This is a genomic window from Rhodopseudomonas sp., assembly GCF_048594845.1.
In the GTDB taxonomy this organism is placed as follows: Bacteria; Pseudomonadota; Alphaproteobacteria; order Rhizobiales; family Xanthobacteraceae; genus Rhodopseudomonas.
Map to the genome: position 1 here is coordinate 16953 of NZ_JBMDXE010000077.1, position 25744 is coordinate 42696.

Here is a 25744-nt window from a genome sequence, read left to right on the forward strand (position 1 = left end):
GGTTACAACGGAATTCGTGCGAACAGAGCGGTGCCCTTGCCGGGCGCGGATTCGATTTCGAGCGAGCCGCCGACCAGCGTCAGCCGTTCGCGGATGCCGAGCAGGCCGAGCCGCTCGGGTGGGCGGTCGGCGTCGGGATTGACGAAGCCGCGGCCGTCGTCCTCCACCACCATCGTCACCTGCTGATCGGTCATGCGCAGGATCACGCCGACATGGGTCGCAGCTGCGTGGCGGACGATGTTAGTCAGCGCTTCCTGCAGCACGCGATACAGCGTCGTCTCGACCGCGGGCGGCAGCCGGCGATCGCCGAGCGTCATATGCAGATCGAACTGCACCTGCGCCTTCTCGCTCCAGGCGTCGAGCAGATGCTGGATCGCGGTCTGGATGCCGAGATCATCGAGCGCGGTCGGGCGAATTTCCCAGGCGAGCCGGTTGACCTGCCGGCCGATGTCGGCGGTCAGCGTCTTCATCCCGGCGACGCGGTCCTGTAGTTGAGAGTTCTCCGGCGCGGCCTGTCCGAGATTTTCGAAGCCAAGCTGCAGCAGCGTCAGCGACTGGCCGAGTGTATCGTGCAGTTCGCGCGCGATCCGCAGCCGTTCGGCTTCCTGGTCTTCGACCGTCCGCCGCAGCACCTGCGACAAATCGGCCTCGACCGACACCCGTCGCTTGGTTTCTTCCTGAAGCGTCTGTGCGACATCCTGCGAGCGGCGCAGGCCGAACTCGACCTGTCGCATCAGCTGCTCCTGCAGCAGCCGCGCGGACTTGCGCTCGCGGGCGATGCCGTCGATCCGGTGCAGCACGACTTCGAGTAATGACAGCCGCAGCCGGTGCGCGGCCTCGATTTCCGATCCGAGCCATGGCTCCGCATGCAGCCGCACCGATTCCTGCCAGGCAGCGAAGCTGCGCCGCGGTGTCAGCAATTCGCCATCCGGCCCGACGCCGACCGGCTTGTGCGGATTGCCGGCCCAGGTGACGGTTCGCACGACTTCCGGCCGGAACCAGAGTACGTAGTCGCGCGGCGATTTCGAGAGCGACAGTGCGAGCAGGCCGCTTGCGCGATCCGCGTAGGCTTTCGCCGGTTCGTAGAGCAGCGGCAGCGAGTCGGTCTGGAAGATGCCGTCGTTCGACGTATCGCCGAGCCAGCCGATCAGGGCTTCGGTCTGCTCGGCATCGGGCGTGACACCGAGTCCGGTGAACTGGCCGTCGATCCACAGTCCGACGCCGGTGCCCGGAATGAAGTCGAGCAGATTCGGATGAAAGCGGATCAGTCCTTCGGCGAGGTCGGACTCCTGGCTCATCCGCGTCACCAGCTCTTCGTGGATCCGCGTGCTGCGCAACCGCGCCTCGAGCTGTTCGGCGGCGACTTTGGATTCGAACTGCGAGGACGCCATCTCGGCGAACAACTCGCAGGCCTCGCGCATCCGATACGGAAGATAGCGCGGCGAGCTGTGATGGCAGGCGATCAGTCCCCACAATCTGCCGTGCTGGATGAGCGACAGCGACATTGATGCGACCACGCCCATATGGGCGAGATAAAGCCGATGCACCGGCGAGACGCTGCGGATCACGCTCTGGCTGAGGTCGAGCGGCTGTCCCGTCCGCGAACTGATCGGCGGCATGATCGGTGCGGGCGCGTAGCGCGAATCGGGTATCGCCCGGATCCAGTTGCTGAGATAGAGCGCGCGCGCCTGCTTGGGAATGTCGGATTCCGGATAGCGCAGGCCGAGGAAGCTCTCGACATGGGCGTCCCGTGATTCGGCGATCACTTCGCCGCTGCCGTCGGCGCCGAAGCGATACACCATCACCCGCTCAAAGCCAGTGACGGCGCGAACCTCGTCCACCACGGCCCGGCAGAACGCTTGCGTGCCCTCGGCGCGCTGCACGTGGCGGATCATCGACTGCACCAGCGCCAGCGAATTATCAGGCGCCGCTTCCCGCCGTGGATCGAACTCCAGTACCAGCAGGCCCGAGGCCTGATGCACCACCACGTCAACTACGGCTGCGTCCGGCGGATTTAATGTAAAGGCGTGTAGCGGCCGCTCGAGCTTACGGTCGGTGCCGAGCAGAGCGCGAATCTTGCTGATCTGATCGGCCGACAGCAGCGTCGCCACCGAGGTGCCTGGCAGGCGGTCGCAGGGCACGCCGAACAGCGGCGTCGTGTCTCCCGCTGCATGAATGACCTGCAGGTCCTCGGGCGCCAGCGCCAGCAGGGCGCCGTGCGGCTGGATCGAGCCGGGCAGATGAATCGCCTCGCGATCACATCCGGTCTGGTCAGACGCTGCGTGATTTGCGGCTATCGTTTCGGCAAAATTGTCAATGCCAGACTGCATCACATTTCACTCAATTTTCCGTGTCCGGGAGTCGTCGGACCGGTTTGAGGATGTCCGGTATGACACGGACACCCCCCAGTGTCATGTTAAATTGACAAAGATGTGTGTCAGGACCATCTTACAATCACTCGGATGTGATCGAAAAGGGCGATGAGCCCAGTCACCCGGGTCTGGGCGAGCCCCGCATCGGTCCCGCGTCCCAGCGTCAAGGTCTCCTTGATGATGACGGCGCGGACGGGTGACGAGGCCACCAAAGGAAAGATGCTGAGACCAGACGAACTCTGTTCGGCGTAGCAGCGAAAACTACCTACGTGCGGGTTCAGCACGAAACTGATCGAAAGTCTCTTAGGAGGTTTTTACTATGGCAGACGATCCCAACAAGGTCTGGCCGACTGGCCTGACGATCGCGGAATCGGAAGAGCTCCACAAGCACGTCATCGACGGTACGCGCATTTTCGGCGCGATCGCGATCGTCGCGCACTTCCTGGCGTATGTTTACTCGCCCTGGCTGCACTAAGGAGTATCTAAGATGAATCAAGGTCGCATTTGGACTGTCGTGAAGCCGACCGTCGGCCTGCCGCTCCTGCTCGGCAGCGTCACCGTGATCGCCATCCTCGTTCACTACGCCGTGCTGTCGCACACCACCTGGTTCCCGAAGTACTGGAACGGTAAGACTGCGGCGATCGAGAGCTCGGTCACCATCGGCTAATTGCAGCTTCTCTCGAAGCTGTGTGGCTGGACCGGGATCCAAGGGTCCCGGTCGCTTGCTTTGTAGCCGGGGTGAATCGCGGCGGCGGTTTGATCTGCCGCAGTTCATCTCCGGCCGCAAAGTGGTGCTGTTCGTTCGGGTCGCCGTTCGTCCGGTCACGCTGACCAACGTCGCCGGCCTCTCGCAAGCTGGATTTGCTGGACGATGAACACAGTCAGCCAAAAGATGATGAAGGTCTGGGCCTCGCTGGGGCCTCGCTTTCTGCCATTCGCGGATGCGGCGACGCCGGATCTGCCTCTCTCCCGGTTGTTGCGCCTGTCGCTGTTTCAAGTCGCGGTCGGCATGTCGCTGGTGCTGCTGGTCGGCACGCTGAACCGGGTGATGATCGTCGAACTCAACGTGCCGGCCTCGATCGTCGGCGTGATGGTTTCCCTCCCGCTGATCTTCGCGCCGTTCCGGGCGCTGATCGGCTTCAAATCCGACGTCCACAAATCCGTGCTGGGCTGGCGCCGCGTGCCGTTCCTCTACAAGGGGACGCTGGTGCAGTTCGGCGGTCTGGCGATTCTACCCTTCGCGCTGCTCGTGCTGTCCGGCGGCGGCGAGGCGGGGCACGCGCCGGTGTGGATCGGCCAATTCGGCGCCGCGCTCGCCTTCCTGCTGATCGGCGCCGGCGTGCATACCACGCAAACGGTCGGGCTCGCGCTCGCCACCGATCTTGCCGCGCCCGAGACGCGGCCGAAGGTGGTCGGTCTGATGTACACCATGCTGATGCTCGGCATGATCGCGAGCGCGATCATCTTCGGCATCCTGCTTGCTGATTTCTCGCCCGGCCGTCTCATTCAGGTGATCCAGGGATCGGCCGTCGTCACCATCGTGCTCAACGCCGTCGCGTCCTGGAAGATGGAAGCGCGCCGCCTCACCGGTGGTGAAGTGGCGACCGCGCATCCGGGCGCGCCGTCGGCCGGCTTCCGGCAGTCGTGGGACGCTTTCATTTCCGGCCAGAATGCGATGCGGCGGCTGATCGCGGTCGGCTTCGGCACCATGGCGTTCAGCATGGAAGACGTGCTGCTCGAGCCCTATGGCGGCCAGATCCTGCATCTGTCGGTCGGCGACACCACCAAGCTGACGGCGGCGCTCGCGGTCGGCGGTCTGTTCGGCTTCGGCCTTGCGTCGCGCGTGCTGAGCCGCGGCGCCGATCCGTTCCGGATGGCGAGCGCGGGCGCGCTGGTCGGCATCCCGGCCTTCCTGCTGGTGATCTTCGCGGCCGAGCTGCAGGGGGCTGCCTCGGCGCTGATGTTCGGCTTCGGCACGCTGCTGATCGGCTTCGGTGCCGGCCTGTTCGGCCACGGCACGTTGACGGCCACAATGAATGCCGCGCCGAAGGATCAAGCCGGCTTGGCGCTCGGCGCCTGGGGCGCGGTGCAGGCCTCGGCGGCCGGCGTGGCGATCGCGCTCGGCGGCATCCTGCGCGACGCGGTGACGGCGTTCGCGCCGCATCTCGGTCCGGCTGCCGGCTACAATTTCGTCTACTGCCTCGAACTGCTGCTGCTGTTCGCGACGCTCGTGACGATGGTCCCGCTGATCAGGCGACGGGACACCCTTCTGATGCAGGGCCAGCCCTCGCGGTCCTGAGTGTGAAATGGAGTCAACATGACGCAAATCATCACCCGGTTGTACGATTCCAGCAGCAAGCTCCCAGCGCTGGAAACCGACCTGAAGAAGAGCAACTATCAGTATTCCGTCGTCACCGCCTATCAGGGCGGCAAAGCGAGCTCCAGCGACGACATCATCGCCGCACTCGGCAAGGCCTACGTGGCCCGTAGCGAAGCGCAGACCTATGTCGACTACGTCAAGAAGGGCGCGGTCGTCGTCGCAGTGAAGGCCGAATTCGGCTTCGCCGCCAAGGCAGCGGAGATCCTCGACAGTTATCAGCCGAACAAGATCAGCCTGCAGAAATCGTCGTCGGCGAGCGCCGAACAGAGCGAAGCGACGCCGTTTTCGAACCTGCTGCACCTCAAGGCGCTGCTCGATACGTCGGGCAAGTACAAATCCTATTCCGGCGACTGGCTGCTCGTCGACAGCGACAAGACCTTTTCGGGGACGCCGCTCGTCATCAGCAGCAAGGGCCCATACCAGTCGTTCTCCGGAACGCCGCTGCTGCTCGACAGCAGCGGTCCCTACAAGTCCTTTTCCGGGACTCCCCTGTTGCTGGACAGCAGTGGTCCGTACAAATCCTATTCGGGCGAGCCGCTGTTGATCAACAATCCGACCATCTTCTCCTCCTGGCTGGGCCTGCCAGTGCTCTCTAGATAAAGGAATTGAACATGAGCGAATATAAAGGACACTCCGGTACTCCGCTGATTCTCGAGCAGAAGGGCGAGTACGAAGGTTATTCGGGCACCCCGCTGCTGCTGAAGCAGGAGGGTGAGTACAAGAGCTTCTCCGGCACGCCGCTGATTCTCGAGCAGAAGGGTGAGTACCAGAGCTTCTCGGGCACCCCGCTGCTGCTGAAGCAGGAAGGCGAGTACCAGAGCTTCTCGGGTACCCCGCTGATCCTCAAGCAGGAAGGCGAGTACAAGTCGTTCTCGGGCTATCCGCTGCTGCTCAACTTCTGAGCCGACCAGCGGTCGAAAGGCCTCAACACGCCGCGGGCAGCGATGCCCGCGGCGTTTTGCATTCGAGCCAGCAGCGGATGCGTCGATGCAGCAGCAGGCGTATGTCCACTGTTGCTGCCCGCCGTTTCGCCTGACGAAAAACGCAGCGCCGCGCGAAAAGGGCTGAGTGAGGCGGCGCCTCGAGTCCGCCGCGTAAGAAAATGCTGGGCAAACCTTGGCGCAGGCGGCAATCTGTCGGTAACGACAGAAGAAAAGTCGAGGAAACATGACCCAGCTTGCCGAAGCCGTCGCCGTGCGCGCCGGCTCCTCCACTCACGCCGCTCCCTGTCCCGATCATGTCGACGTGCTGATCGTCGGCGCCGGCATCTCCGGTATCGGCGGTGCCTATCACCTGACCAAGCAGTGCGCCGGCACCAGCTTCGTCGTGCTCGAAGCACAGGACAGTTTCGGTGGCACCTGGCTGACTCACCGCTATCCAGGCATCCGCTCAGACAGTGATCTCTACACCTTCGGCTATCGCTTCAAGCCGTGGACCGGCAAGCCGATCGCGACCGCGGCCGAGATTCGCGAATATATGGGCGAGGTGATCGAAGAGAACGATCTGGCGCAGCACATTCGCTATGGCCACCGCATCGTTTCGGCGAACTGGTCGAGCGCGGACCAGCGCTGGGCGATCGTCGCCCAGCGCACCGACACCGGCGCGGAGATGCGTCTCACCGCGAATTTCCTCTGGATGTGTCAGGGCTATTATCGTCACAGCGAAGGCTACACGCCGGAGTGGCCCGGCATGGCGGACTTCAAGGGCCGCATCGTGCATCCGCAGACTTGGCCGGAAGACCTCGACTGCAGCGGCAAGAAGGTGGTGGTGATCGGCTCCGGCGCGACGGCCGCGACAGTTGTGCCGGCGCTGGCGCCGACCTGCGACCATGTCACGGTGCTGCAGCGTTCGCCGACTTACTTCATCCCCGGCCGCAACAAGATCGAGATCGCCGATACGCTGCGCGAACTCGGCATTTCCGAAGACTGGATCCACGAGATCGTGCGTCGCAAGATCCTGTTCGATCAAGCGACCTTCACCCGGCGATCGATGAACGAGCCCGAGGTGGTCAAGCAGGAACTGCTCGCTGGCGTTCGCGCCCATCTCGGGCCGGACTACAACCTCGACCCGCACTTCATGCCGAGCTACCGGCCGTGGCGGCAGCGGATCGCTTTCGTGCCCGACGGCGATCTGTTCAAGGGGATCGCATCCGGCAAGGCCTCGGTGGTGACCGACGAGATCGAACGCTTCACCGAAACCGGCATCAAGCTGAAATCCGGCGAGACGCTGGAGGCCGATATCGTCGTCACCGCGACCGGCTTCAATCTCAACGTGCTCGGCGACATCGCCTTCAACATCGACGGGAAGCCGCTCAACTTCGCCGACACGGTGACCTATCGCGGCATGATGTTCACCGGCGTGCCGAATATGGTCTGGGTGTTCGGTTACTTCCGCGCAAGCTGGACGTTGCGCGCCGATCTTGTCGCGGACTTCGTCTGCCGGCTGCTCGCGCATATGCAGCAGCACGGCTACCGCAGCGTCGTGCCGGCACTGCGCCCGGAGGATGCCGGGATGGAGCTATTGCCCTGGATCGATCCGGAGAACTTCAATCCGGGCTATCTGATGCGCGGCATGCATCTGCTGCCGAAACGCGGCTCAAAGCCGGAATGGCAACACAGCCAGGACTATTGGACCGAAAAGGACGAGCTGCCGAAGATCGACCTCAACGATCGCGCCTTCATCTATACGCGATAGCGTACGGTGGCTGGCGAACGAGCGCGCGTGTCGTCGCTCTCGCCAATGTTCATGAGCCCAGTTGCGGCTTGGCACCTGTTGGGGTGCCAAGCTTGTGCAAAGATCACGGCGCGTCGAACTCGTGATGGGCAGTATCGGTCAGATTGTCGCAGCTAACATGGTTGCTACGTCGTGAACCCGCGAAGTAATCGAGCGGCGTGCCGCTCACCGGGCACATAGTGTCAAGCAACTCACAGCCCGCGGCTCGCCAAAAGCCTCACGCATTCAACGGGTTCCTAAGGCTGTGACATTGCGCCGCCGGGCGTTGATGTTGTGCCGCACCAATTCAAACTTAATTTCCGTTCATCAGACGTCTGTGGCTTAGCGCAGGCGCGGCGCCGTGTGTCTTCCGCACGGCAGCCGCTGGCCGGCGTACCGGGCGGTTTTTTTCAAGAGGTTTATTCGATGCGGGGATCGATCAGGTTTGCCTTCACGGCGACGGCACTGCTGTGTCTGGCGCCGGTGCTGGCCGGCTGCAACGAACCGAAAACGGCCAATGCGGCCGCGCCGGATAAGCCCGAAGTCAGCACGATCACCATCAAGGCGCATGCGCGCGCCATCGTCCGCGAGCTGCCGGGCCGGATCGCTCCGGTGCGCGTCGCTGACGTGCGTTCGCGCGTGTCGGGCATTGTCACGAAGCGGTCGTTCCAGCAAGGCAGCGAGGTCAATGCCGGCGATCCGCTGTATCAGGTCGATCCGCGGCCGTTCGAAGTCGAGCTGAAGGCGGCCGAGGCCGCGCTGGCCAAGGCCAATGCGGCTCGCGAGCAGGCGGAGTTGCAGGCCAAACGAGTAGCCGCTCTGGCCCGCGATCAGGCCGCCTCGAAGGCGCAGAACGAAGTCGCCGCCAGCAACTCGCGTCAGGCCGAGGCGGAAGTCGCGGCGCGTGAGGCCGAGGTCGCGCGCGCCAAGCTCAATCTCGAATACGCTACCATTCGCGCTCCGATCAGCGGCCGCATCGGCGCTGCGCTCGTCAGCGAGGGCGCGCTGGTGGTGCAGAACGACGCCACTAACCTTGCCACCATCCAGCAGCTCGATCACGTCTATGCCGACTTCACGCAGCCGGTCGCCGAGATGGTCCGGCTGCGTCGTGCGTTCGAGTCGGGAGAGCTCGATCAGATCGCGCCGGATGCGGTGCGCGCCCGCCTCGTACTCGACGACGGCTCGATCTATCCGATCCCAGGCAAGCTGCTGTTCTCCGACGCCAAGGTCGATGCCTACACCGGCCAGGTGACGCTGCGTGCCGAGTTCGACAATCCCAATCGCGAACTGCTGCCCGGCATGTATGTCCGCGTCCGCATCGAGCAGGGCTACGATGCCGACGCGATCGCGGTTCCGGAGCAGGCGGTTCAGCGCAATAGCGGCGGCGGCAGCGAGGTATTCGTCGTCAAGGACGACAACCGCGTCGCGGTCCAGCCGGTGCGCGTCGGCTCGCAGCAGGATGGCCAGTGGCTGATTCTCGAAGGCCTCAAGCCGGGTGCCAAGGTCGTCGTCGAGGGCTTCCAGAAATTTGCGGCGGGTGACGCCGTCGTGCCGGTGAGCACGGAAGAGACCAAGGCGTCAGCGCCGGCGCCGGCGCAGACCGCCACCACCCAGCCTGCGGGCCCACAGAAGAAGGTGCAATAGGCCGCCCCGATGCCCGCCTTTTTCATCGACAGGCCGATCTTCGCCTGGGTCGTCGCGCTGTTCATCTGTCTGCTGGGCGCGATCTCGATTCCGTTCCTGCCGATCGCGCAGTATCCGATCATCGCGCCGCCGTCGATTTCGGTGTCGACGCAATATCCCGGCGCGTCGCCCGAGAACCTGTACAACAGCGTCACCCGGCTGATCGAAGAAGAGCTGAACGGCGCCAACGGCATTCTCAACTTCGAATCGACCTCCGACTCGCTCGGCCAGGTCGAGATCACCGCCAACTTCGAACCGGGCACCGACACCGAAATGGCGTCGGTCAACGTGCAGAACCGCATCAAGCGCATCGAGGCGCGACTGCCGCGCGCGGTGCTGCAGCAGGGCATCCTGGTCGAGGAAGCCTCCAGCGCGGTGCTGCAGATCATCACGCTGAGCTCGACCGACGGCTCGCTCGACGAAGTCGGCCTCGGCGACTTCATGATCCGCAACGTGCTCGGCGAAATCCGGCGTATTCCGGGGGTCGGCCGCGCCACGCTGTATTCGACCGAACGCGCGCTGCGCATCTGGATCGATCCCGACAAGCTGGTCGGCTACAACCTCACGGCCGACGACGTCACCAAGGCGATCGAGGCGCAGAACGCCCAGGTCTCGTCCGGCGCGGTCGGCGCCGAGCCCAGCAACAAGGGCCAGAAAACTTCGGTGCTGGTGCTGGTCAAGGGCCAGCTGTCCTCTTCCGACGAGTTCGGCGCGATCGTGCTGCGCGCCAATCCGGACGGCTCGACGGTGTGGCTGCGCGACGTGGCGCGGCTCGAGATCGGCGGTTTCAGCTATCAGTTCAACACCCGCCTCAACGGCAAGCCGGTCGCCGGCCTGTCGGTGCTGATGTCGCCGACCGGCAACGCGCTGGCGACGGCGAGTGCGGTCGAAGCCAAGATGAAGGAGCTGTCGCGCTTCTTCCCGGCCAATATCAAATACGAGATCCCCTACAATATCACGCCGGTGGTCGAGGCTTCGATCACCAAGGTGGTGCACACGCTGATCGAGGCGGTGGTGCTGGTGTTCGTGGTGATGTTCCTGTTCCTGCAGAACATCCGCTACACCATCATTCCGACCATCGTGGTGCCGGTGGCGCTGCTCGGCACCTGCGTGTCGCTGCTGCTGTTCGGCTATTCGATCAACATGCTGACGATGTTCGGCATGGTGCTGGCGATCGGCATTCTGGTCGACGACGCCATCGTGGTGGTCGAAAACGTCGAACGCATCATGGCCGAGGAGGGGCTGCCGCCCAAGGAAGCCACCCGCAAGGCGATGTCGCAGATCACCAGCGCCATCGTCGGCATCACCGCGGTGCTGATCGCGGTGTTCGTGCCGATGGCGTTCTTCCCCGGCTCGGTCGGCATCATCTATCGGCAGTTCTCGGTGACGATGGTGTCGGCGATCGCGTTCTCGGCGCTGTTGGCGCTGTCGCTGACGCCGGCCCTGTGCGCCACGCTGCTGAAGCCGGTGGTGAAGGGCCATGCCCATGCCGAGCGCGGTTTCTTCGGCCGCTTCAACCGCATTCTCGACGGCACCCGCGAGCGCTATTCGAAAGTGGTGCGCTGGAATCTCGGCCGCACCGGCCGGCTGATGATCCTGTACGCGGTGCTGGTCGGCGTGCTCGGTTGGGGCCTGGTGCGGATGCCGGGCGGCTTCCTGCCGATCGACGACCAGGGCTTCGTCACCGTCGACCTGCAGACGCCGTCGGATTCGTCCTACAACCGGACCTACGACGTCATCAAGAAGGTCGAGGACTATCTCCTCAAGCGAGACGGCGTGGAGAACGTCACCTTCCTCACCGGCTTCAGCTTCCTCGGCCAGGGCATGAACGCCGCGCAGGCGTTCGTCACGCTCAAGGATTGGTCGGAGCGCGACGACAAGTCGTCCGCGGCGGCGATCGTGAACGATGCCAACAAGGCGCTGGGCTCGGTGCGCGACGCGCGCATCGCCGCGCAGCAGCCGCCGCCGATCGACAACCTCGGCAACTCGTCGGGCTTCAGCTTCCGCCTGCAGGACCGCGGCCAGAAGGGCTACGACGCACTGGTGCAGGCCAGCCAGCAGCTCGTCGCCACGGCCAATGCCAGCCCGATCCTGCAGAACGTCTATGTCGAAGGCCTGCCGCCCGCGCCGGTCATCAATCTGATGATCGACCGCGAGAAGGCCAGCGCGTTCGGCGTCACTTTCCAGGACATCAACAACACCATCTCGACCAATCTCGGTTCGGCTTACGTCAACGACTTCCCGAACCGCGGTCGCATGCAGCGCGTGATCGTGCAGGCGGACGTCACCGACCGGATGAAGGCCGACGACATCCTGACCTACAACGTGAAGAACAGCCGCGGCCAGCTGGTGCCGCTGTCGTCCTTCGCGACCATCGAATGGTCGAAGGGCCCGACTCAGGTGGTCGGCTTCAACTACTATCCGGCGATCCGCATGAGCGGCGAGGCGCGGCCCGGATTCACCACCGGCGATGCGATCGCCGAAATGGAACGGCTGGCCGGCCAGCTGCCGCGCGGCTTCGGTTACGACTGGACCGGCCAGTCGCTGCAGGAAAAGCTGTCGGGCTCGCAGGCGCCCTTCCTGCTGGCGCTGTCGGCGCTCGTCGTCTTCCTGGTGCTGGCCGCACTGTATGAGAGCTGGACGATTCCGGTCTCCGTGCTGCTCACCGTGCCGCTCGGCATTACCGGCGCGGTGGTCGCGGCGACGACGCGCTCGCTGCCGAACGACGTGTATTTCACGGTAGGACTGATCACAATTATCGGGCTCGCGGCGAAGGACGCGATTCTGATCGTGGAGTTCGCCAAGGATCTCCGCAAGGAAGGCAAGTCGCTGAAGGACGCGACGATGGAGGCGTGCCATTTGCGCTTCCGACCGATCCTGATGACCGGTCTCGCCTTCGTCTGCGGCGTGCTGCCGATGGCGATCGCCACCGGCGCCGGCGGCAAAAGCCAGCAGGCGCTCGGCACCAGCGTGATGGGCGGCATGATCGCGGTGGTGGTCCTGGCGCTGCTGATGGTGCCGGTGTTCTTCGTCGTGGTGCAGCGGCTGCTCGGTGGCGACCGTTCGGACGATCCGGTGACGCAGCCAGAGCACGACGTGCCGATGCACGCGCAGTTGCCGAAGGACGCCGTCTAATCGGCCTCAGCCGACGCCCGCGTTAGAGGGCGTTGGAACCTTTCAGAAAACCTCCGGTTGTGAGTCGACAGGTGACATTCGGCTGTTCAACCCACTTGACGGAGGCTTTTCATGAATGGAGACCAACCAATTAGCTGGCTGATGTTCTTTACGCTCGCTGCGGGCGTTGCGATCGTCGGCTTCGCATTCCTCAACTTCATCAAGTCGCGATCGAACCGCGCGGTCGCGGCTGATACGCTCGAAGGCAACGGCAACGGTCGTGGTGCCGCGCCGGACGGCGCGCTGCCGGAACTGATCGGCATCACGGTGTTTGCGCTGATCGCCATGGGCCTGCTGGCCACCGGCGTCAGCTCGCGTAACGAGACCCAGACGGCGCAGGTAACGGCCCCGGCCGCGACCAATGGCAACAGCGGTAACACCACCGGCATGGCGCAGCCGAAGAACATCCAGAACGAGCCGAAGCAGTATCAGCCGGCCAACCCCGGCACCGACCCCCGCGTCGCCCCGACCGGCTCCGACACCGGCGTCGGCAATTCCCCGGGCAACACCGGCACGCTGACGAAGTAAGCGACGTCATTCATCAGCACACAAATCGGGGGCCTTTCGGCCCCCGATTCTATTTTCTGTCAGTTGAGATCAACGATTGAAGGTTCTTGCTTGAACGAATTTCCTAGCCACCCGTCATGGCCGTGCTTGTCCCGGCCATCCACGGCTTAGCGCCGACCGCGCGACAAAACGTGGATGCCCGGCACAAGGCCGGGCATGACGGGGATGGGTGTCGCCTCTGATAGGAGATAGGCACCGTCGCGTCGACGACAGTGCTGAAACTAAGCCTTGGCCGCTTCGTAAGCCGCGTTCTGCTGTTCCATCAGGGCGATCTTGTCCTGGATCTTGGCGCGCTGTGCGGTCAGGGTCGCAAGCACCGTGGGTGCCGCGCTCGAAGCGGCGATGGCGTCGTCGTATTTCGAGACGTTGCGCTTCTCGCCGTCGATCAGGCCGGGCAGCACGCTGCCGTCGAGGCCGTCGAAGAGCGAGCGCACGCTCATGATGGTCTTGTGCACGACGCTCATGAACGAGCCGCTGTCGTCGGCTTCTTCGCCGGCATTGATCAGCATGGCGCCGAGCTCTTCGGCGTTTGCGTGGTGAAGCGCGATCATGTCGCGAAACAGCGACGTCAGGCCTTTGCCTTCAGCGTCTTCCAGCGCTTCCTCGTAGCCATTGCGAGCGTCGATCGCAGCGGTGTGCAGCGTCTTCAGATGATCGAGAATATTGGTGTCCAAATCGGCCTCCATCGGATGATTGCGGCGGCGCGCGCGAAAGGCGCGGTTCCGTGCGCAGACAACCGGGAGGAGGAGGCGCGGTTCTGTCCGGATTATGCCGGACGTGTCGTCACTTCCGCTGTTCGTCATCCTCCGGCGCGAGGCCGTAGGGTTTCACCAGGGCCCAGACATGCGCCGGTACCATGTTCTTCATCTTGTGCTTGTAGGCGCGGCGCAGATGCAGCACCGTCTCGACGGCTTTCATCTCGACGCGGGCGCGGGCGAATTCCAGGCCGCGCGGGCCGACCTTCGGCATCAGCCAGCCCATGAACGGCCGCAGCCAGTTCGGCATGCCGCGCACCGGCAGGCCGCCGGCGGCAAGCTCGGTATTCTTGAGGAAGCCTTTCACCGGTGCGGCGCGCTTGCCGGCGCTGGTCGGCTCGCTGAGCCGCACTTCATCGCCAAGCAGGCCGAGTAGTTCTTCGCCGCGCTCGTTGCGCACCAGCAGCCATTGTTCACCGCGCCCAGCCATGTAGCCGACGGTGATGTCGGCGAGCGTGTTGGTGTAGTCGACGCAGGTGCGGCAGGTGATCGGGAAAAAGTCCGACGGCAGTTTCGAGATCGGCAGCAGCAAAAACGGGATTTCTTTGATCCGGCCGTCGTCGAAGCGCAGCTCGACACGGTAGTCGGCGCGAAACTCCAGATAGGTGATGGTCTCGGGCTTGTCCGACAGCAGGTCGAGGAAGCCGTGAAACGCTTCGGTCGTGGTGTTGTCGGAGCACGGCGTGCCGATCGCGTACAGCCGCTCGAAGCCGAGCTTTTGCTCCAGCGAGCGCAGCGCATAGATCTGGCACGGGATGCCGATCACTGCGATCCGCTTGAAGCCGGCCGCGCGCGCCGGTTCGAGTAACGCAAGTGACGGCGCGTAGCCCATCCGCATCCCGCGGCACTGCGCCATATCCTTGGCGCGGGTCACCAGCACCGGCCGCGGTTTCCATTTGTCGGCCGGATCGGCCGCCATAGTGATCACCGCCTCGACCGCGCCGGTCTCGAGCAGCCGCTCACCGATCCGCGTGGTGATGCCGGTCCACTGCGCGTTTTCGCGCGGTTGCTTCATGGCGGCCTGCAGCATGCGGCGGTAGGGGCCGAAGAAGGCTTCGTCCGGCTTGGCGGCATCGCGTGTGCGGCCGTGCACTTGCAGTTCCATCGCCGGATAGTTCGGCTTGATGAACTGGCACGCCTGTCCACACTGCTTGGGATCGCTCATCCGCGACACGCCGCAATCGGTGCACAGCTCGCGCGGCGCCGGCTCGTTGAGCGGCGGTGTGTAGAGCTGAGCGGAATCGCTGCGGCTGTCCATGGATGTTCCTTGTCGCCGCGGGAGGCGGCGCTTCGGCGACCGATGCGGTTCTAGAAAGCCGAGATCCGCCTCGCCATTCGCCATAAGTCAGGCGACTACGATCAATAAAGCCAAAGCCGGGCAACCGATAGATCTGCATCAAACGCCCGCCCGATCGCCACCAGCCCGATCCGGCGCAGCCGGCTCGGATCGAACGGCGTCTCGATGCGGTGCGCGACGAAATCGACGAAGGGCAGCCGCAGCACCGTCAGATGATGCGGCGCCGTAAAGCTCTGCCGATAGGATTGCTGCGGCCGCACCATGTCGGTGGTGCGCAGGTGCACGCCATAGGTTTCGCCATTGCCGGAGACTTCGAGCCTGATCCCCGCATAGTCGCTGGCATCGAACCGGCCGCCGTCCTGCTGCAGATCCATCGCGATCTGGATGAAGCCGCCGTTGTTCTCGGTCGATACCGCGCCGTGCATCCGCACCGGCGAGAGCTCGCCGGCCACTGGTGTATGTAGCGTCCCCTGCGAGACGCCGCCCATCACCATGTCGGTTATCAGGCGCCACTGCCGTTTGCCGTCGTCCGGCCACAGCTCCAGCTCGCTCATCGGATCACCATCGGGAACGTCACCGCGATCGCCCAGGCGAACAGGATGGCGTTGGCCAGCGCGCCGGGCAGGGGGTGGTTGGTGGCCTTGTAGGTCCAGTTGCTGATCAGTCCGAAAGCGAGGAACAGCAGCAGGATCGCCGGCACGATGATGATCAGGAAGAACAGCTTGTGGAGATTCAGCGCCACCGCGGCGGCGAGGGACGCCAGAAAGCAGAACTTCGCCAGCGCATAGGCGCCGCGCCGCGCGCCTGCGCCATGCGCCATCCACTCGGCAGTGAGGAAATACGGGATGGTGCCGCAGGCGACCGCGGCGATCAGGTGCACGCGCGGCTCGATCGGCATGAACGAGAACAGATAGGTGTCGAGCGGCCAGCCGAACCCGATGATGTTGTAGGCGATCGCTGCAGCTGCCGCGACGATCAGCGCGGTGATCGACACCCGCGGATGCGACGGGTCGGGCAGCGACTCCAATTGCGCGAGGCTGTGGCCCCCGTGGTGCGTTGCATGCGCGCCCGCCTTGCGCTGACGAAGCCGGATGAGTCCCAGGATCGCGGCCGTCAGCGCGCCGTACAGCAGGAAGTGCAGCGTCAGATAGTCGCCGAGCAGGATGATCAGGAAGTCGGTCGGCGCCTTCCACAGGATCAGTGGCGTCAGTACCGCGGGCAGGATGGCGGCGGCCAGCAGCGGCTTCCAGGCGAGGCTGGCGCCCATCGGCAACGGGGCGGCTAGCGGCAGCAGGGCCGACAGCGGCCAGGCCAGTGCGATCAATCCGCCGAACAGCAGCGCCAGCCAGATCGGCCGGCGATCGATCCAGCCGCTGCTGGTGCGTCCGAACGAGTCGTTCATCCAGGCCAGCGACTCGCGCAGCGAATCCTGGCTGTACAGCACGCCGATGTGCTCGACGCCGGACGAGAACGCCACCCGCCGTGCGGTGCCGTCAGCGAAGCTGCCGTAGGTCCGCCCGGCCACCGCCCCGCTGCCGGCGACCTGATCGACGATGCGAAGGCCCTCGTCCTTCAGCATTTGCGGTTCCCAATCCCCGACGATCACCAGCAGATTGTGCGGCAGCGTCGGAGTCGATTTGCGGGTAAACACCGACACTGCAACGGTGGCGGAGATGTCCGGGTGCGCCACCGCGTAGGTGACGACGATGTCCGAGGCCATCGAATGGCCGAGCACGGCGGCGCGACCGTCGCTTTGCGGCAGCGCGCGCGCGTAGTCGGTGACGCGCGCCAGATCGTCCACCAGCACGCCGGTGATCTTGGTCGGCTCGTCGACATCGCCCTGCATCGTCACCGGATTGCGGCCGTGACCGGTGAAGTCGAACGTGACTGCGATATAGCCGTTGCGCGCCATGGTCTGGGCGAACGGCTGCATCAATTGCTGCGAGCCGGCGAAGCCGTGGGCGATCACCACGACCGGCGCATGCGTCGTCGTCGGTGCGCGGAACACGGTGAGAGGCGTGTCGCCGACGGTCGCGCGGGTGATGATCAGATCACCAACGCCGCGATGCAATTGCCAAAGCGCCACTGCGATGGCCACCAGTGCGGCGAGCGCGACGACGATGCGGGCGGGGCCGAAGCGGCGGCCGCGCGTCATTCCTCCTCACCCGCAATGTGTTTCCGGCGGATGCTGCGCACCGTCCACCAGATCGAGAACGCGGCGATCGGCACGAAGCCGGCGGTGACAAGGCTCGGATCGACCTTGATCTGGCCGGCTTCATACAGGCCCTTCACCAGATAACCGAACAGCCCGACTACGTAGTAGGTGATCGCCGCGGTGGACAATCCTTCGACGGTGGTCTGCAAGCGCAGCTGCAGCCGCGTCCGCGCGTTCATCGATTTCAGCAGCTCCTGGTTCTGCTGCTCGAGCTCGACGTCGACGCGGGTGCGCAGCAGATTGGCGGCACGCGCCAGCTTCAGCGACAGGTCCGACTGCCGCGCCTCGGTGGTAGCACAGGTGCGCATCGCCGGCTTCATCCGGCGGGCGAGGAAGGACGACCAGGTCGGCAGCCCACCGACCTTGCGTTCGCCCAGGGTGGCGAGACGGCCGGTCATGATCTCCTCATAGGCGCGGCTGGCGCTAAACCGGCCGAGGCTTGCGGCAGCGCCGGCCTCGACTTCGGCGGCGAGCTCGGTGAGTTCGCGCAGCAGCCGGTTGTTGATCGCGAGGTCGCCGGCCCGGCGCATCTCGGCGGTGACTTCGGCGAGGCGGCGCTCGGCGTTGCTGATCGACGGGCCGAGCCGCTGCGCTTCCGGCAGGCCGAGCAGCGCCAGCGTGCGATAGGTCTCGATTTCGAGCACGCGCTGCACCAGCGCGCCGGCGCGCTCCGGCGCCATGCCGCGATCGATCACCAGCACGCGAACGAAGCCGGACGGGCCGGGCTGGAAGTCGGTCGCATACAGCGCAGCGCCGTCGGAATTTTCCGCGACCGCGAGGCTGGCGCGATCGAACAAGCGCTCCGGCGCGGTGAGCGGCGGGTTGTCGGCGAGCAGATGCAGATCCACCGCGATCAGCAGCGGGCCGGGCTGCGGCAGCAGCCGCATCGGCGACGCGAGCGACGACGCGTCGGGATGAAACGGCGTCGTCGTCGCGTCGGCGGTGAATTCCCACGTGTAGGTGGTGAACTCGGAGTGTTGCTCCCAGCGCAGCATCGTCGTGCCGAAACTGGCGCGATGATGTTTCTCGCCGATCGATGGTGGCTGCAGCCCGCGCGATTCGCAAAAGCGAGTCATCGCCGCGCGATCGGCGGCGGCCCTGTCGCCCGATGTATCGAAGGCGAAGTGCAGCACGCGCGCCGGCACCGACAATGCGGTGAACGGCCGCGCGTGAACTTCGCCGAGTACGACCGCCCGCAATGGATGCGGCGAAAGTCTACCATCGCCATCACCGATCCGAACTTCTGCCGTCATGGGTATTTTGACCTTGCTCAACATTGCGCCGATTGACTTGAGTAGCATTGTGGCGCGATGGACAGAAGCCGAAAGGTTTTACCTGCTCAGGCAGTGTAAGGCCGTCGCTGGCTCCGGAATTGTTCGAAATCAACGACCGCGGCCCCCCGCCCGGTCTTACGAAAAATCCGTAGTCATCTGTTTGCAATCTGGCTCGGACTGGTATGGTTCGGCCGTCAGTCGCCGCGGGCCCTTCGCGGTCGTCGAATGGAGCGTGTGGTGAAAATTCCAGTCCGCATTGGGACGCGCAAGAGCGTGATGGCGCTTGCCCAGACCGAGGACATTGCCAGCCAGTTGCGTGCAGCCGCGAGTGAACTCGATCCCCAGATCGTCAAGTTCGAAACCGTCGGCGACAGTGATCAGGTCAGCAAGCTTTTGCCGCACGGCGGCAAGGGCGGCGCGTTCGTGGCGGAAATCCGCGCCGCGATGTTGCGCGGCGACCTGCATTGCGCAATGCACTCGCTCAAGGACATGCCGGCCAATGAAGAGACGCCCGGCCTGATCGTCGCCGCCACATTGGCGCGCGATCCGGCCAACGACTCGCTGGTGCTGCGCAACGGCCTGACGCTCGACGAACTGAAGAAGAGCCGCGGCAAGGGCTACACCATCGGCACCAATGCGGTGCGCCGCGCCGCCTATGCCAAGCGCTTGTTCCCCGAGGTCAACGTCATTCACTTCCGCGGCGCGGCCGACACGCGGCTGCGCAAGCTCGACAATGGCGAGAAGCAGCGGCTGCCGGACGGCGGCGAGGTCGGTCCCGCCGACGCGTTGATCATGGCGCGCTCCGGCCTGGAGCGCGTCGGCTTCGCTGACCGCATCGTCCACGATTTCACGCCGGACGAGATGTTGCCCTCGGCCGGGCAGGGCATCGTCGCGGTCGAGTGTCCGATCAACGACTGGCAGACCCGCAAATATCTGGCGATGATCGACGATCCCAAGGCGCGGCTGTGCTGCGATGCGGAACGCGAGGTGCTGTGGGTGCTGGACGGCCATTGCAACTCGCCGATGGCCGCTTACTCCACCATCAACGGCTCGGAGATGACGCTGAGCGCCTCGGTGCTCGATCAGGAAGGCGGCATGTTCATCGAAGCCACCCGCACCGGGCGAGCCGATCGCCCGCGCGAACTCGGCCGCAGCGTCGGCCTCGATCTGCTCGGCAAGGGCGCCGCCGCGATCATCGAAAAAACGCGGCCGGAGTAACCCATCCCATGGCGATCGTATTCCCGTTCTCCGCCATCGTCGGCCAGGAAGAGATGAAGCTCGCCTTGCTGATCGCGGCGGTCGATCAGAAGGTCGGCGGTGTGCTGGCGTTCGGCGACCGCGGCGCCGGCAAGTCCACTGCGGTCCGCGCTCTGGCCGCGCTGCTGCCGAAGATGAAGACGGTCGTCGGCTGCCGCTACAATTGCGATCCCGACCAGCCCGAGCGCTATTGCGAAGAGTGCAAGGAGAAGCTCAAGCACGGCAAGGTCAAGACCGCGCAGGTCCCGGTGCCGGTGGTCGACCTGCCGCTCGGCGCGACCGAAGACCGCGTCGTCGGCGCGCTCGATCTGGAGCGCGCGCTGGCGAAGGGCGAGAAAGCGTTCGAGCCGGGCCTGCTGGCCCGCGCGCATCGCGGTTTCCTCTATATCGACGAAGCCAATCTGCTCGAAGATCACCTCGTCGACCTGCTGCTCGACGTCGCGGCCAGCGGCGAGAACGTGGTCGAGCGCGAAGGCCTCAGCATTCGCCATCCGGCGCGCTTCGTGCTGGTCGGCACGGGCAACCCGGAAGAGGGCGAATTGCGTCCGCAGCTGCTCGACCGTTTCGGCATGTCGGTCGAAGTGAAGACGCCGGACTCATTGCCGGAGCGTATCGAAGTGGTGCGCCGCCGTGATGCGTTCGAAACCGATCCGGTCGCCTTCAACGACTCCTGGGCCAAGGAAGAAGCCAAGATCCGCCGCAAGATCTCGCAGGCCAAGGAGCGTCTGCCCGAAGTCACCGTGCCCGATGCGGCGCTGGAGCGCGCTGCGAAGCTATGCATGGCACTCGGCACCGATGGCCTGCGCGGAGAACTCACGCTGATGCGCGCCGCCCGCTCGCTCGCGGCGCTAGAGCACGACAAGACCGTCACCGACGATCACCTCAAGCGCATCGCGCCGTCGGCGCTGCGACATCGGCTGCGTCGCAATCCGCTGGACGACGCCGGATCGAGCGTGCGTGTCGATCGGGCGCTCGCTGAAATCTTCGGATGAGCATCTCGCCCGCATGGTCCGATGCAGTGACCGCGGCGCAGTTGTTCGCGGTGGACCCGGTCGGCACCGGCGGCGTGCTGCTGCGCTCGCGCGCCGGCCCGGTGCGTGACCGCTGGATGGCGCTGCTGCGCGCCGCGCTGCCGCCTGATCAGCCCTACAAGCATCTGCCGCTGCACATCGCCGACGGCCGCCTGCTCGGCGGGCTCGACCTGTCGGCGACGCTGCTGGCCGGCCGCCCCGTCGCCGAGCGCGGGTTGTTGTCGGAAGCCGACGGCGGCGTGCTGGTCGTGGCGATGGCGGAGCGGCTGCAGTCGTCCACCAACGTGTATCTCACCGCCGCGATGGACGCGCACGAGACCGCGGTGGAGCGCGACGGCCTGTCGCTGCGCATGCCGGCGCGGTTCGGCGTGGTGGCGCTCGACGAGGGCATCGACGACGAGTTTGCGCCCGCCGGCTTGCGCGACCGGCTCGGCTTTCATCTGGATTTGGATCAGTTCGGCTGGCGCGACACCGAAGACTTTCCGGTCGAGCTCGACGCCATCATGGCGGCGCGCGGACGGCTGAGCGGCATCAAGGTCGAGAGCGAGCAGATCGAGGCGATCTGCACCGCGGCCGCCGCGCTCGGCATCGTCTCGCTGCGCGCGCCGCTGCTGGCGATCCGCGCCGCCAAGGCGAGCGCCGCGTTGTTCGATCGCCGGACGATCGAGCAGGACGACATCACGCTCGCCGCACGCCTGGTGCTGGCGCCGCGCGCGACCATCTTCCCGCAGCAGGAGCCGCCGGATCAATCCGATGAGCCGCCGCCGCCCGAGCCGCCGCCGCCGGACGATAACAGCGAGAATAACGATCAACAGGAGCCGCCGACGCCGGATCTCGACAAGGCGCTCGACGAAGTCATCCTCGCCGCCGTGAAGGCGGCGATGCCGCCCGGCGTGCTGGAGGCGCTGCGCGCCTCCGCGGGCCGCTCGCGGTCGCGCTCCGCCGGCAAAGCGGGCGAACTGCAGAAGTCGAAGAAGCGCGGTCGCCCGGCCGGCTCGCTGCGCGGCGAACTACGCGACGGCAGCAAGCTCAACGTCATCGAGACGCTGCGCGCCGCGGCGCCGTGGCAGCCGCTGCGCCGGCGCCAGGCAGAGGGCCGGCCCGGCAGCGCGCCGCGCGTGCTGGTCGAGAAGGACGACTTCCGCATCGCGCGCTTCAAGCAGCGCACCGAGACCATCACGATCTTCGTGGTCGACGCCTCCGGCTCCGCGGCACTGCATCGCCTCGCCGAAGCCAAGGGCGCGGTCGAGCTGTTACTTGCGGATTGCTACGTGCGGCGCGATCAGGTCGCGATGGTGTCGTTCCGCGGCACCATTGCGGAAATCCTGCTGCCGCCGACGCGGTCGCTGGCGCGCGCCAAGCGCAGCCTAGCGGGCCTGCCGGGCGGCGGCGGCACGCCGCTCGCGGCCGGGCTCGACACCGCGTTCATGATGGCCGACTCGATCAAGCGCAAAGGCCAGACCCCGACCGTCATCGTGCTCACCGACGGCCGCGCCAACATCGCGCGCGACGGCGCGCCGGGCCGGCCGCAGGCGGAAGAAGACGCCAAGACCTCGGCGCGGCAATTCCGCGTCGCCGGCATCAACGCGGTGGTGATCGACATGTCGCCGCGGCCGGGCCCCCAAGCCGAAGCCTTCGCCAAGGAAATGGACGCGCGCTATCTGCCGCTGCCGCATGCCGATGCGACGGTGCTGGCCCAGGCCGTCACTGCCGCCGCGCGGGCGGGCTGATCGACACGCGACGTCTGTTGATTTGACCAGATGTCAACATTGGTCGGCCGTGTCGTCCCTCCGACGGCGAAGTGACGACGAGCGCTCAGGCTGCAGCGGGGGGCCATTTACACGTCGAGTTCGATGGTCTCGCTGCTGGGGCTCGCCGGCTTGCCGTCGATCCATTGCGACGGGTCGGTGGAGGCCAGGCGTTCGACGCGAGACTCGATGGTGTTGGTACGCCCGGCCGGGCGCGCGATGCGCCATTCCAACTCGCTGCGGTTCTGCAATTCGGAGAACTTCACCGCGAAGCCGTCGGGCCTGTGGCGAACCACGCGACCGACGCAACCGCCGACCGCGAGTGGTGTGCCTATGTCCGGTTGCACGTCCGCCGACACCGCAACGCCCGAGATCGACATGTCGATGACGAAGCAGGTGTGCACGCTGCCGTCGGCGAGGATCAGGCTCGAATGCGGGCAGGCTGGCACGATGCGGGCCTGTTGCCGCGAGTCGATGATGGCCGGATCGTTCTGACGCTTCTCCAGCCAGGTGAGCTGGTTCGAGAGCCGCTCACGCATCGCGCGCGTGACGGCGAGCTCGAGCAGGAAGCCGCCCGGCACGGTGTCGCTGATATGGCCGTCGAGCTTGCCGAAGTCGCTGAAATAGGACGAGATCGAATCGCCGACGCGGCCCACCACGGGAACGTCGATGATCATGCGAAACGGCGAAACGCGGCTGGTGCGGCAGGCGAAGTTTCGCGGCTTGCCATTCTGATCGTACCAGTTCGCCAAGGAGTAGTTCCCGCCCAGGGCGATGTTGACGGCTCGCTGCTTCAGAAACGCCCGGACCGACACTTAAGTCTCCTCGTTGGATCGGAGCCATAACTAAGCGTGCCGCCATTCGGTGCCTAGTAGAATTGCGATTGAGTGGCGCCGTGGTTATCGAGTGCTTAGGGATCCGGGCCGGTGTCGAAACGCTTTGTTATCAACTGGAACTGACGCAACCGTGGTCGGCTCGACCATGAGCAATTTGCCTCAGCGCGCGCGCTTACCCACGGCACGCGCCCAATTCGATTCAATTCGGAAAACAAAAAGCCGGCGCTTGCGCGCCGGCCCTTCGCCAATTGGTGACGATGACGGATCAGCCTTTGAAGGCGCGGACCCGCTTCACCATCTGTTCGACATGCGCGATCGACGCATCCGGCGTGATGCCGTGGCCGAGATTGAAGATGTGACGTCCGCCGGAGAAATTCTTCAGCACGTCGTCGACGCCTTCGTCGAGCGCAGCACCGCCGGCGATCAGCAGCAGCGGGTCGAGATTGCCCTGGACTGCAACCTTGGTCTGCACCTGCTCGCGAACCAGCTTCGGTTCGGCGGTCCAGTCGATGCTCACCGCGTCGACGCCGGTGCGTTCGATGAAGGCCGGCAGCAACGCGCCCGCGCCGCGCGGGAAGCCGATGATCTTGGCGCCCGGAGCCTGCTTGCGCACACCCGCGACGATGCGACGCGTCGGCTCGATCACCCAGCGCTCGAATTCGCGCGGCGGCAGAATGCCGCCCCAGGTGTCGAACAGCTGCAGCACGTCGGCGCCGGCTTCGAGCTGCTTCAAGAGATAAGCGATCGAGCTCTCGACCAGCACGTCGATGATCTTGGCGAAGGCGCCGGGATGCTGATAGGCCATCAGCCGCGCCGGGCCCTGATCCGACGTGCCCTGGCCGGCGACCATATAGGTCGCGACCGTGAACGGCGCGCCGCAGAAGCCGATCAGCGTGGTTTCCTTCGGCAGTTCGCTGCGGACGATGCGCAGCGCCTCGAACACCGGCTCGAGCTTGCCGAGATCGATAGCCTTGTTGAGCGTACCGACCTTGTCGGGCGTATCCAGAGGATCGAGCCGCGGGCCTTCACCCACTTCGAAGCGCACCGCGCGGCCGAGCGCATGCGGCACCACGAGGATGTCCGAGAAAATGATCGCGGCGTCGAAGCCGAAGCGCCGGATCGGCTGCAGCGTCACCTCGGCAGCCAGCTTGGCGTTGTAACACAGATCGAGGAAGCTGCCGGCCTCGGCGCGGGTCGCGCGGTATTCCGGCAGATAGCGACCGGCTTGCCGCATCATCCACATCGGGGGAGAGGCCTGCCGGTTGCCGGAAAGCACTTCCATGAACGGTTTCGTCACCAGATTCTGTGTCAAGAGAGCTACCCACTGTTTTACGACAAGCGACCTTGACGGTCTGATACACTGCGAACACCGTCTTGACCACGCCGACCTGCGGCGGAGGCGCCGCGAACAGGAAATTCGAGATGACCGACACTGCGACCACCCCAGCATCTCCCGCAACGCGCAACGAAGGCCCGGCACTGCCTCCGCCGGTGCCTGGCGAGAAGCACGACATCGACAGCTTCGGCGGACGGCTGACCTATTGGTCGGCCGCGCCGGCTGAGCCGTCGTCGGAGCCGCCGCTGCTGCTGATTCACAGCATCAATGCCGCCGGATCCGCCTATGAAGTGCGGCCGATCTTTACGCACTACGCAGCCAAGCGCCCGGTCTACGCGGTGGAATTGCCCGGGTTTGGACATTCGTCGCGTGCCAAGCGTCAATACACCATTCGGATGATGACGGATGCGATACATTCCGTAGTCGCCGAGATAGAGAAGGCGCATCCCGGTCAAAAGATCGATGCGCTGGCGCTATCGCTCGGCAGTGAGTTTCTCGCCCGTGCCGCGAGCGAGACGCCGGCCGCGTTCCGCAGCCTCGCGCTGGTGGCGCCGACCGGCTTCGACAAGAAGAACCAGCGCTGGACGCGCGGTTCGCGCGCGATTCCGTGGCTGCATGCGTTCTTCGAGAACCCGCTGTGGAGCGAGGGCATCTTCAAGGCGCTCACCGCCAAGCCGGTGATCGGCTGGTTTCTGAAAAAGGCGTTCGGCTCGCCGAACATCGACCAGGGCATGCTCGACTACGACTATCTGACGACGCATCAGCCCGGCGCGCAGCATGCGCCTTATTACTTCGTCTCAGGCTTCCTGTTCAGCCAGGACATCCTGCGGATCTATCAGGACCTGCCGATGCCGGTGTGGTTCAGCCACGGCGTGCGCGGCGATTTCGTCGACTACAGCTTCAAGAACACGGTCGAGGGCCGGCCGAACTGGACCGTCACCGTGTTCCAGACCGGCGCGATGCCGCACTTCGAAGTCCCCGGCGAATTCATGCGCGCCGACGACGAATTCCTCGCGCGCGTCACCGGACCAAGCGTGGTGACGCTGTAGCGGCGGCGGCGATGGCACGGCTTCGCAACACACGAGGCCTCATCCTGATGAGCGGCCC

General features: G+C 65.2%; 21 protein-coding genes. 13 read left to right on the plus strand and 8 right to left on the minus strand.

The genetic code is table 11. The features are described 5' to 3' along the window. Positions 1–2 precede the first annotated feature (2 nt). Complete coding sequence (locus ACOJTD_RS04250) at positions 3–2330, minus strand: GAF domain-containing protein (protein ID WP_420131687.1); 2328 nt, start codon at positions 2328–2330, stop codon at positions 3–5. 361 nt (positions 2331–2691) lie between these two features. Here ACOJTD_RS04250 and pufB point away from each other — a divergent pair, with 361 nt between their 5' ends. The 9 genes from pufB (at position 2692) to ACOJTD_RS04295 (ending at position 12849) form a co-directional block, all read left to right on the plus strand. Next, a complete protein-coding gene (gene pufB / locus ACOJTD_RS04255; protein ID WP_011157052.1) occupies positions 2692–2847 on the plus strand; it encodes a light-harvesting antenna LH1, beta subunit in 156 nt (51 codons plus the stop codon). 12 nt (positions 2848–2859) lie between these two features. Then, the gene (locus ACOJTD_RS04260; protein ID WP_011504171.1) at positions 2860–3039 is read left to right on the plus strand and encodes a light-harvesting protein; all 180 of its coding nucleotides are present in this window, start codon (positions 2860–2862) and stop codon (positions 3037–3039) included. Positions 3040–3243: 204 nt separating this feature from the next. Beyond that, complete coding sequence (locus ACOJTD_RS04265; protein WP_420131688.1) at positions 3244–4671, plus strand: PucC family protein; 1428 nt, start codon at positions 3244–3246, stop codon at positions 4669–4671. Between the two features lie 18 nt (positions 4672–4689). Beyond that, entirely contained in the window at positions 4690–5352 is a 663-nt protein-coding gene (locus ACOJTD_RS04270) for a hypothetical protein (RefSeq protein ID WP_420131689.1), read from the plus strand. An 11-nt stretch (positions 5353–5363) separates the two neighbouring features. Further along, entirely contained in the window at positions 5364–5654 is a 291-nt protein-coding gene (locus tag ACOJTD_RS04275) for a hypothetical protein (RefSeq protein ID WP_420131690.1), read from the plus strand. Between the two features lie 265 nt (positions 5655–5919). Beyond that, positions 5920–7446, plus strand: a complete 1527-nt coding sequence (locus ACOJTD_RS04280; protein WP_420131691.1) for a flavin-containing monooxygenase — start codon at positions 5920–5922, stop codon at positions 7444–7446. Between the two features lie 444 nt (positions 7447–7890). Further along, positions 7891–9108, plus strand: a complete 1218-nt coding sequence (locus ACOJTD_RS04285) for an efflux RND transporter periplasmic adaptor subunit (RefSeq protein ID WP_420131692.1) — start codon at positions 7891–7893, stop codon at positions 9106–9108. A gap of 9 nt (positions 9109–9117) precedes the next feature. Beyond that, positions 9118–12282: a multidrug efflux RND transporter permease subunit gene (locus tag ACOJTD_RS04290; RefSeq protein ID WP_420131693.1), complete on the plus strand. Its 3165-nt coding sequence runs from the start codon at positions 9118–9120 to the stop codon at positions 12280–12282. Between the two features lie 111 nt (positions 12283–12393). Beyond that, positions 12394–12849, plus strand: coding sequence for a hypothetical protein (locus ACOJTD_RS04295; RefSeq protein ID WP_420131694.1), 456 nt, complete (start codon positions 12394–12396; stop codon positions 12847–12849). A 260-nt stretch (positions 12850–13109) separates the two neighbouring features. On the opposite strand, the gene ACOJTD_RS04300 is transcribed toward ACOJTD_RS04295, so the two are convergent. The 5 genes from ACOJTD_RS04300 to ACOJTD_RS04320 all read right to left on the minus strand — a co-directional run bounded on the left by ACOJTD_RS04300 (position 13110) and on the right by ACOJTD_RS04320 (position 18408). After that, a complete protein-coding gene (locus ACOJTD_RS04300) occupies positions 13110–13562 on the minus strand; it encodes a PA2169 family four-helix-bundle protein (protein WP_420131695.1) in 453 nt (150 codons plus the stop codon). A 109-nt stretch (positions 13563–13671) separates the two neighbouring features. Next, positions 13672–14901, minus strand: a complete 1230-nt coding sequence (locus ACOJTD_RS04305) for a Coenzyme F420 hydrogenase/dehydrogenase, beta subunit C-terminal domain (protein WP_420131696.1) — start codon at positions 14899–14901, stop codon at positions 13672–13674. A gap of 101 nt (positions 14902–15002) precedes the next feature. Further along, on the minus strand, positions 15003–15494 hold the full coding sequence (locus ACOJTD_RS04310) for a CIA30 family protein (protein ID WP_420131697.1): 492 nt from the start codon (positions 15492–15494) through the stop codon (positions 15003–15005). Continuing rightward, on the minus strand, positions 15491–17095 hold the full coding sequence (locus tag ACOJTD_RS04315; RefSeq protein ID WP_420131698.1) for an alpha/beta hydrolase: 1605 nt from the start codon (positions 17093–17095) through the stop codon (positions 15491–15493). The genes ACOJTD_RS04310 and ACOJTD_RS04315 overlap by 4 nt, the downstream gene beginning before the upstream one ends. Continuing rightward, positions 17092–18408: a DUF3422 family protein gene (locus ACOJTD_RS04320; protein WP_420131699.1), complete on the minus strand. Its 1317-nt coding sequence runs from the start codon at positions 18406–18408 to the stop codon at positions 17092–17094. Before ACOJTD_RS04320 ends, ACOJTD_RS04315 begins: the two co-directional genes overlap by 4 nt. A 258-nt stretch (positions 18409–18666) precedes the next feature. Here ACOJTD_RS04320 and hemC point away from each other — a divergent pair, with 258 nt between their 5' ends. Genes hemC through ACOJTD_RS04335 form a run of 3 tightly spaced genes read left to right on the plus strand, consistent with a single transcriptional unit; the run spans position 18667 to position 22447 of the window. Further along, positions 18667–19647, plus strand: a complete 981-nt coding sequence (gene hemC, locus ACOJTD_RS04325; protein ID WP_420131700.1) for a hydroxymethylbilane synthase — start codon at positions 18667–18669, stop codon at positions 19645–19647. Positions 19648–19655: 8 nt separating this feature from the next. Further along, positions 19656–20678: a magnesium chelatase ATPase subunit I gene (bchI, locus tag ACOJTD_RS04330; protein ID WP_420131701.1), complete on the plus strand. Its 1023-nt coding sequence runs from the start codon at positions 19656–19658 to the stop codon at positions 20676–20678. Further along, positions 20675–22447, plus strand: a complete 1773-nt coding sequence (locus ACOJTD_RS04335) for a magnesium chelatase subunit D (RefSeq protein ID WP_420131702.1) — start codon at positions 20675–20677, stop codon at positions 22445–22447. The genes bchI and ACOJTD_RS04335 overlap by 4 nt, the downstream gene beginning before the upstream one ends. 107 nt (positions 22448–22554) lie before the next feature. Here ACOJTD_RS04335 and ACOJTD_RS04340 read toward each other — a convergent pair whose 3' ends face one another. Beyond that, complete coding sequence (locus ACOJTD_RS04340) at positions 22555–23280, minus strand: PilZ domain-containing protein (RefSeq protein WP_420131703.1); 726 nt, start codon at positions 23278–23280, stop codon at positions 22555–22557. Positions 23281–23566: 286 nt separating this feature from the next. Beyond that, positions 23567–24583, minus strand: a complete 1017-nt coding sequence (gene hemE / locus ACOJTD_RS04345; RefSeq protein WP_420131704.1) for a uroporphyrinogen decarboxylase — start codon at positions 24581–24583, stop codon at positions 23567–23569. Positions 24584–24723: 140 nt separating this feature from the next. Here hemE and ACOJTD_RS04350 point away from each other — a divergent pair, with 140 nt between their 5' ends. After that, entirely contained in the window at positions 24724–25686 is a 963-nt protein-coding gene (locus ACOJTD_RS04350) for an alpha/beta fold hydrolase (RefSeq protein ID WP_420131705.1), read from the plus strand. The last annotated feature ends 58 nt before the right edge of the window (positions 25687–25744 follow it).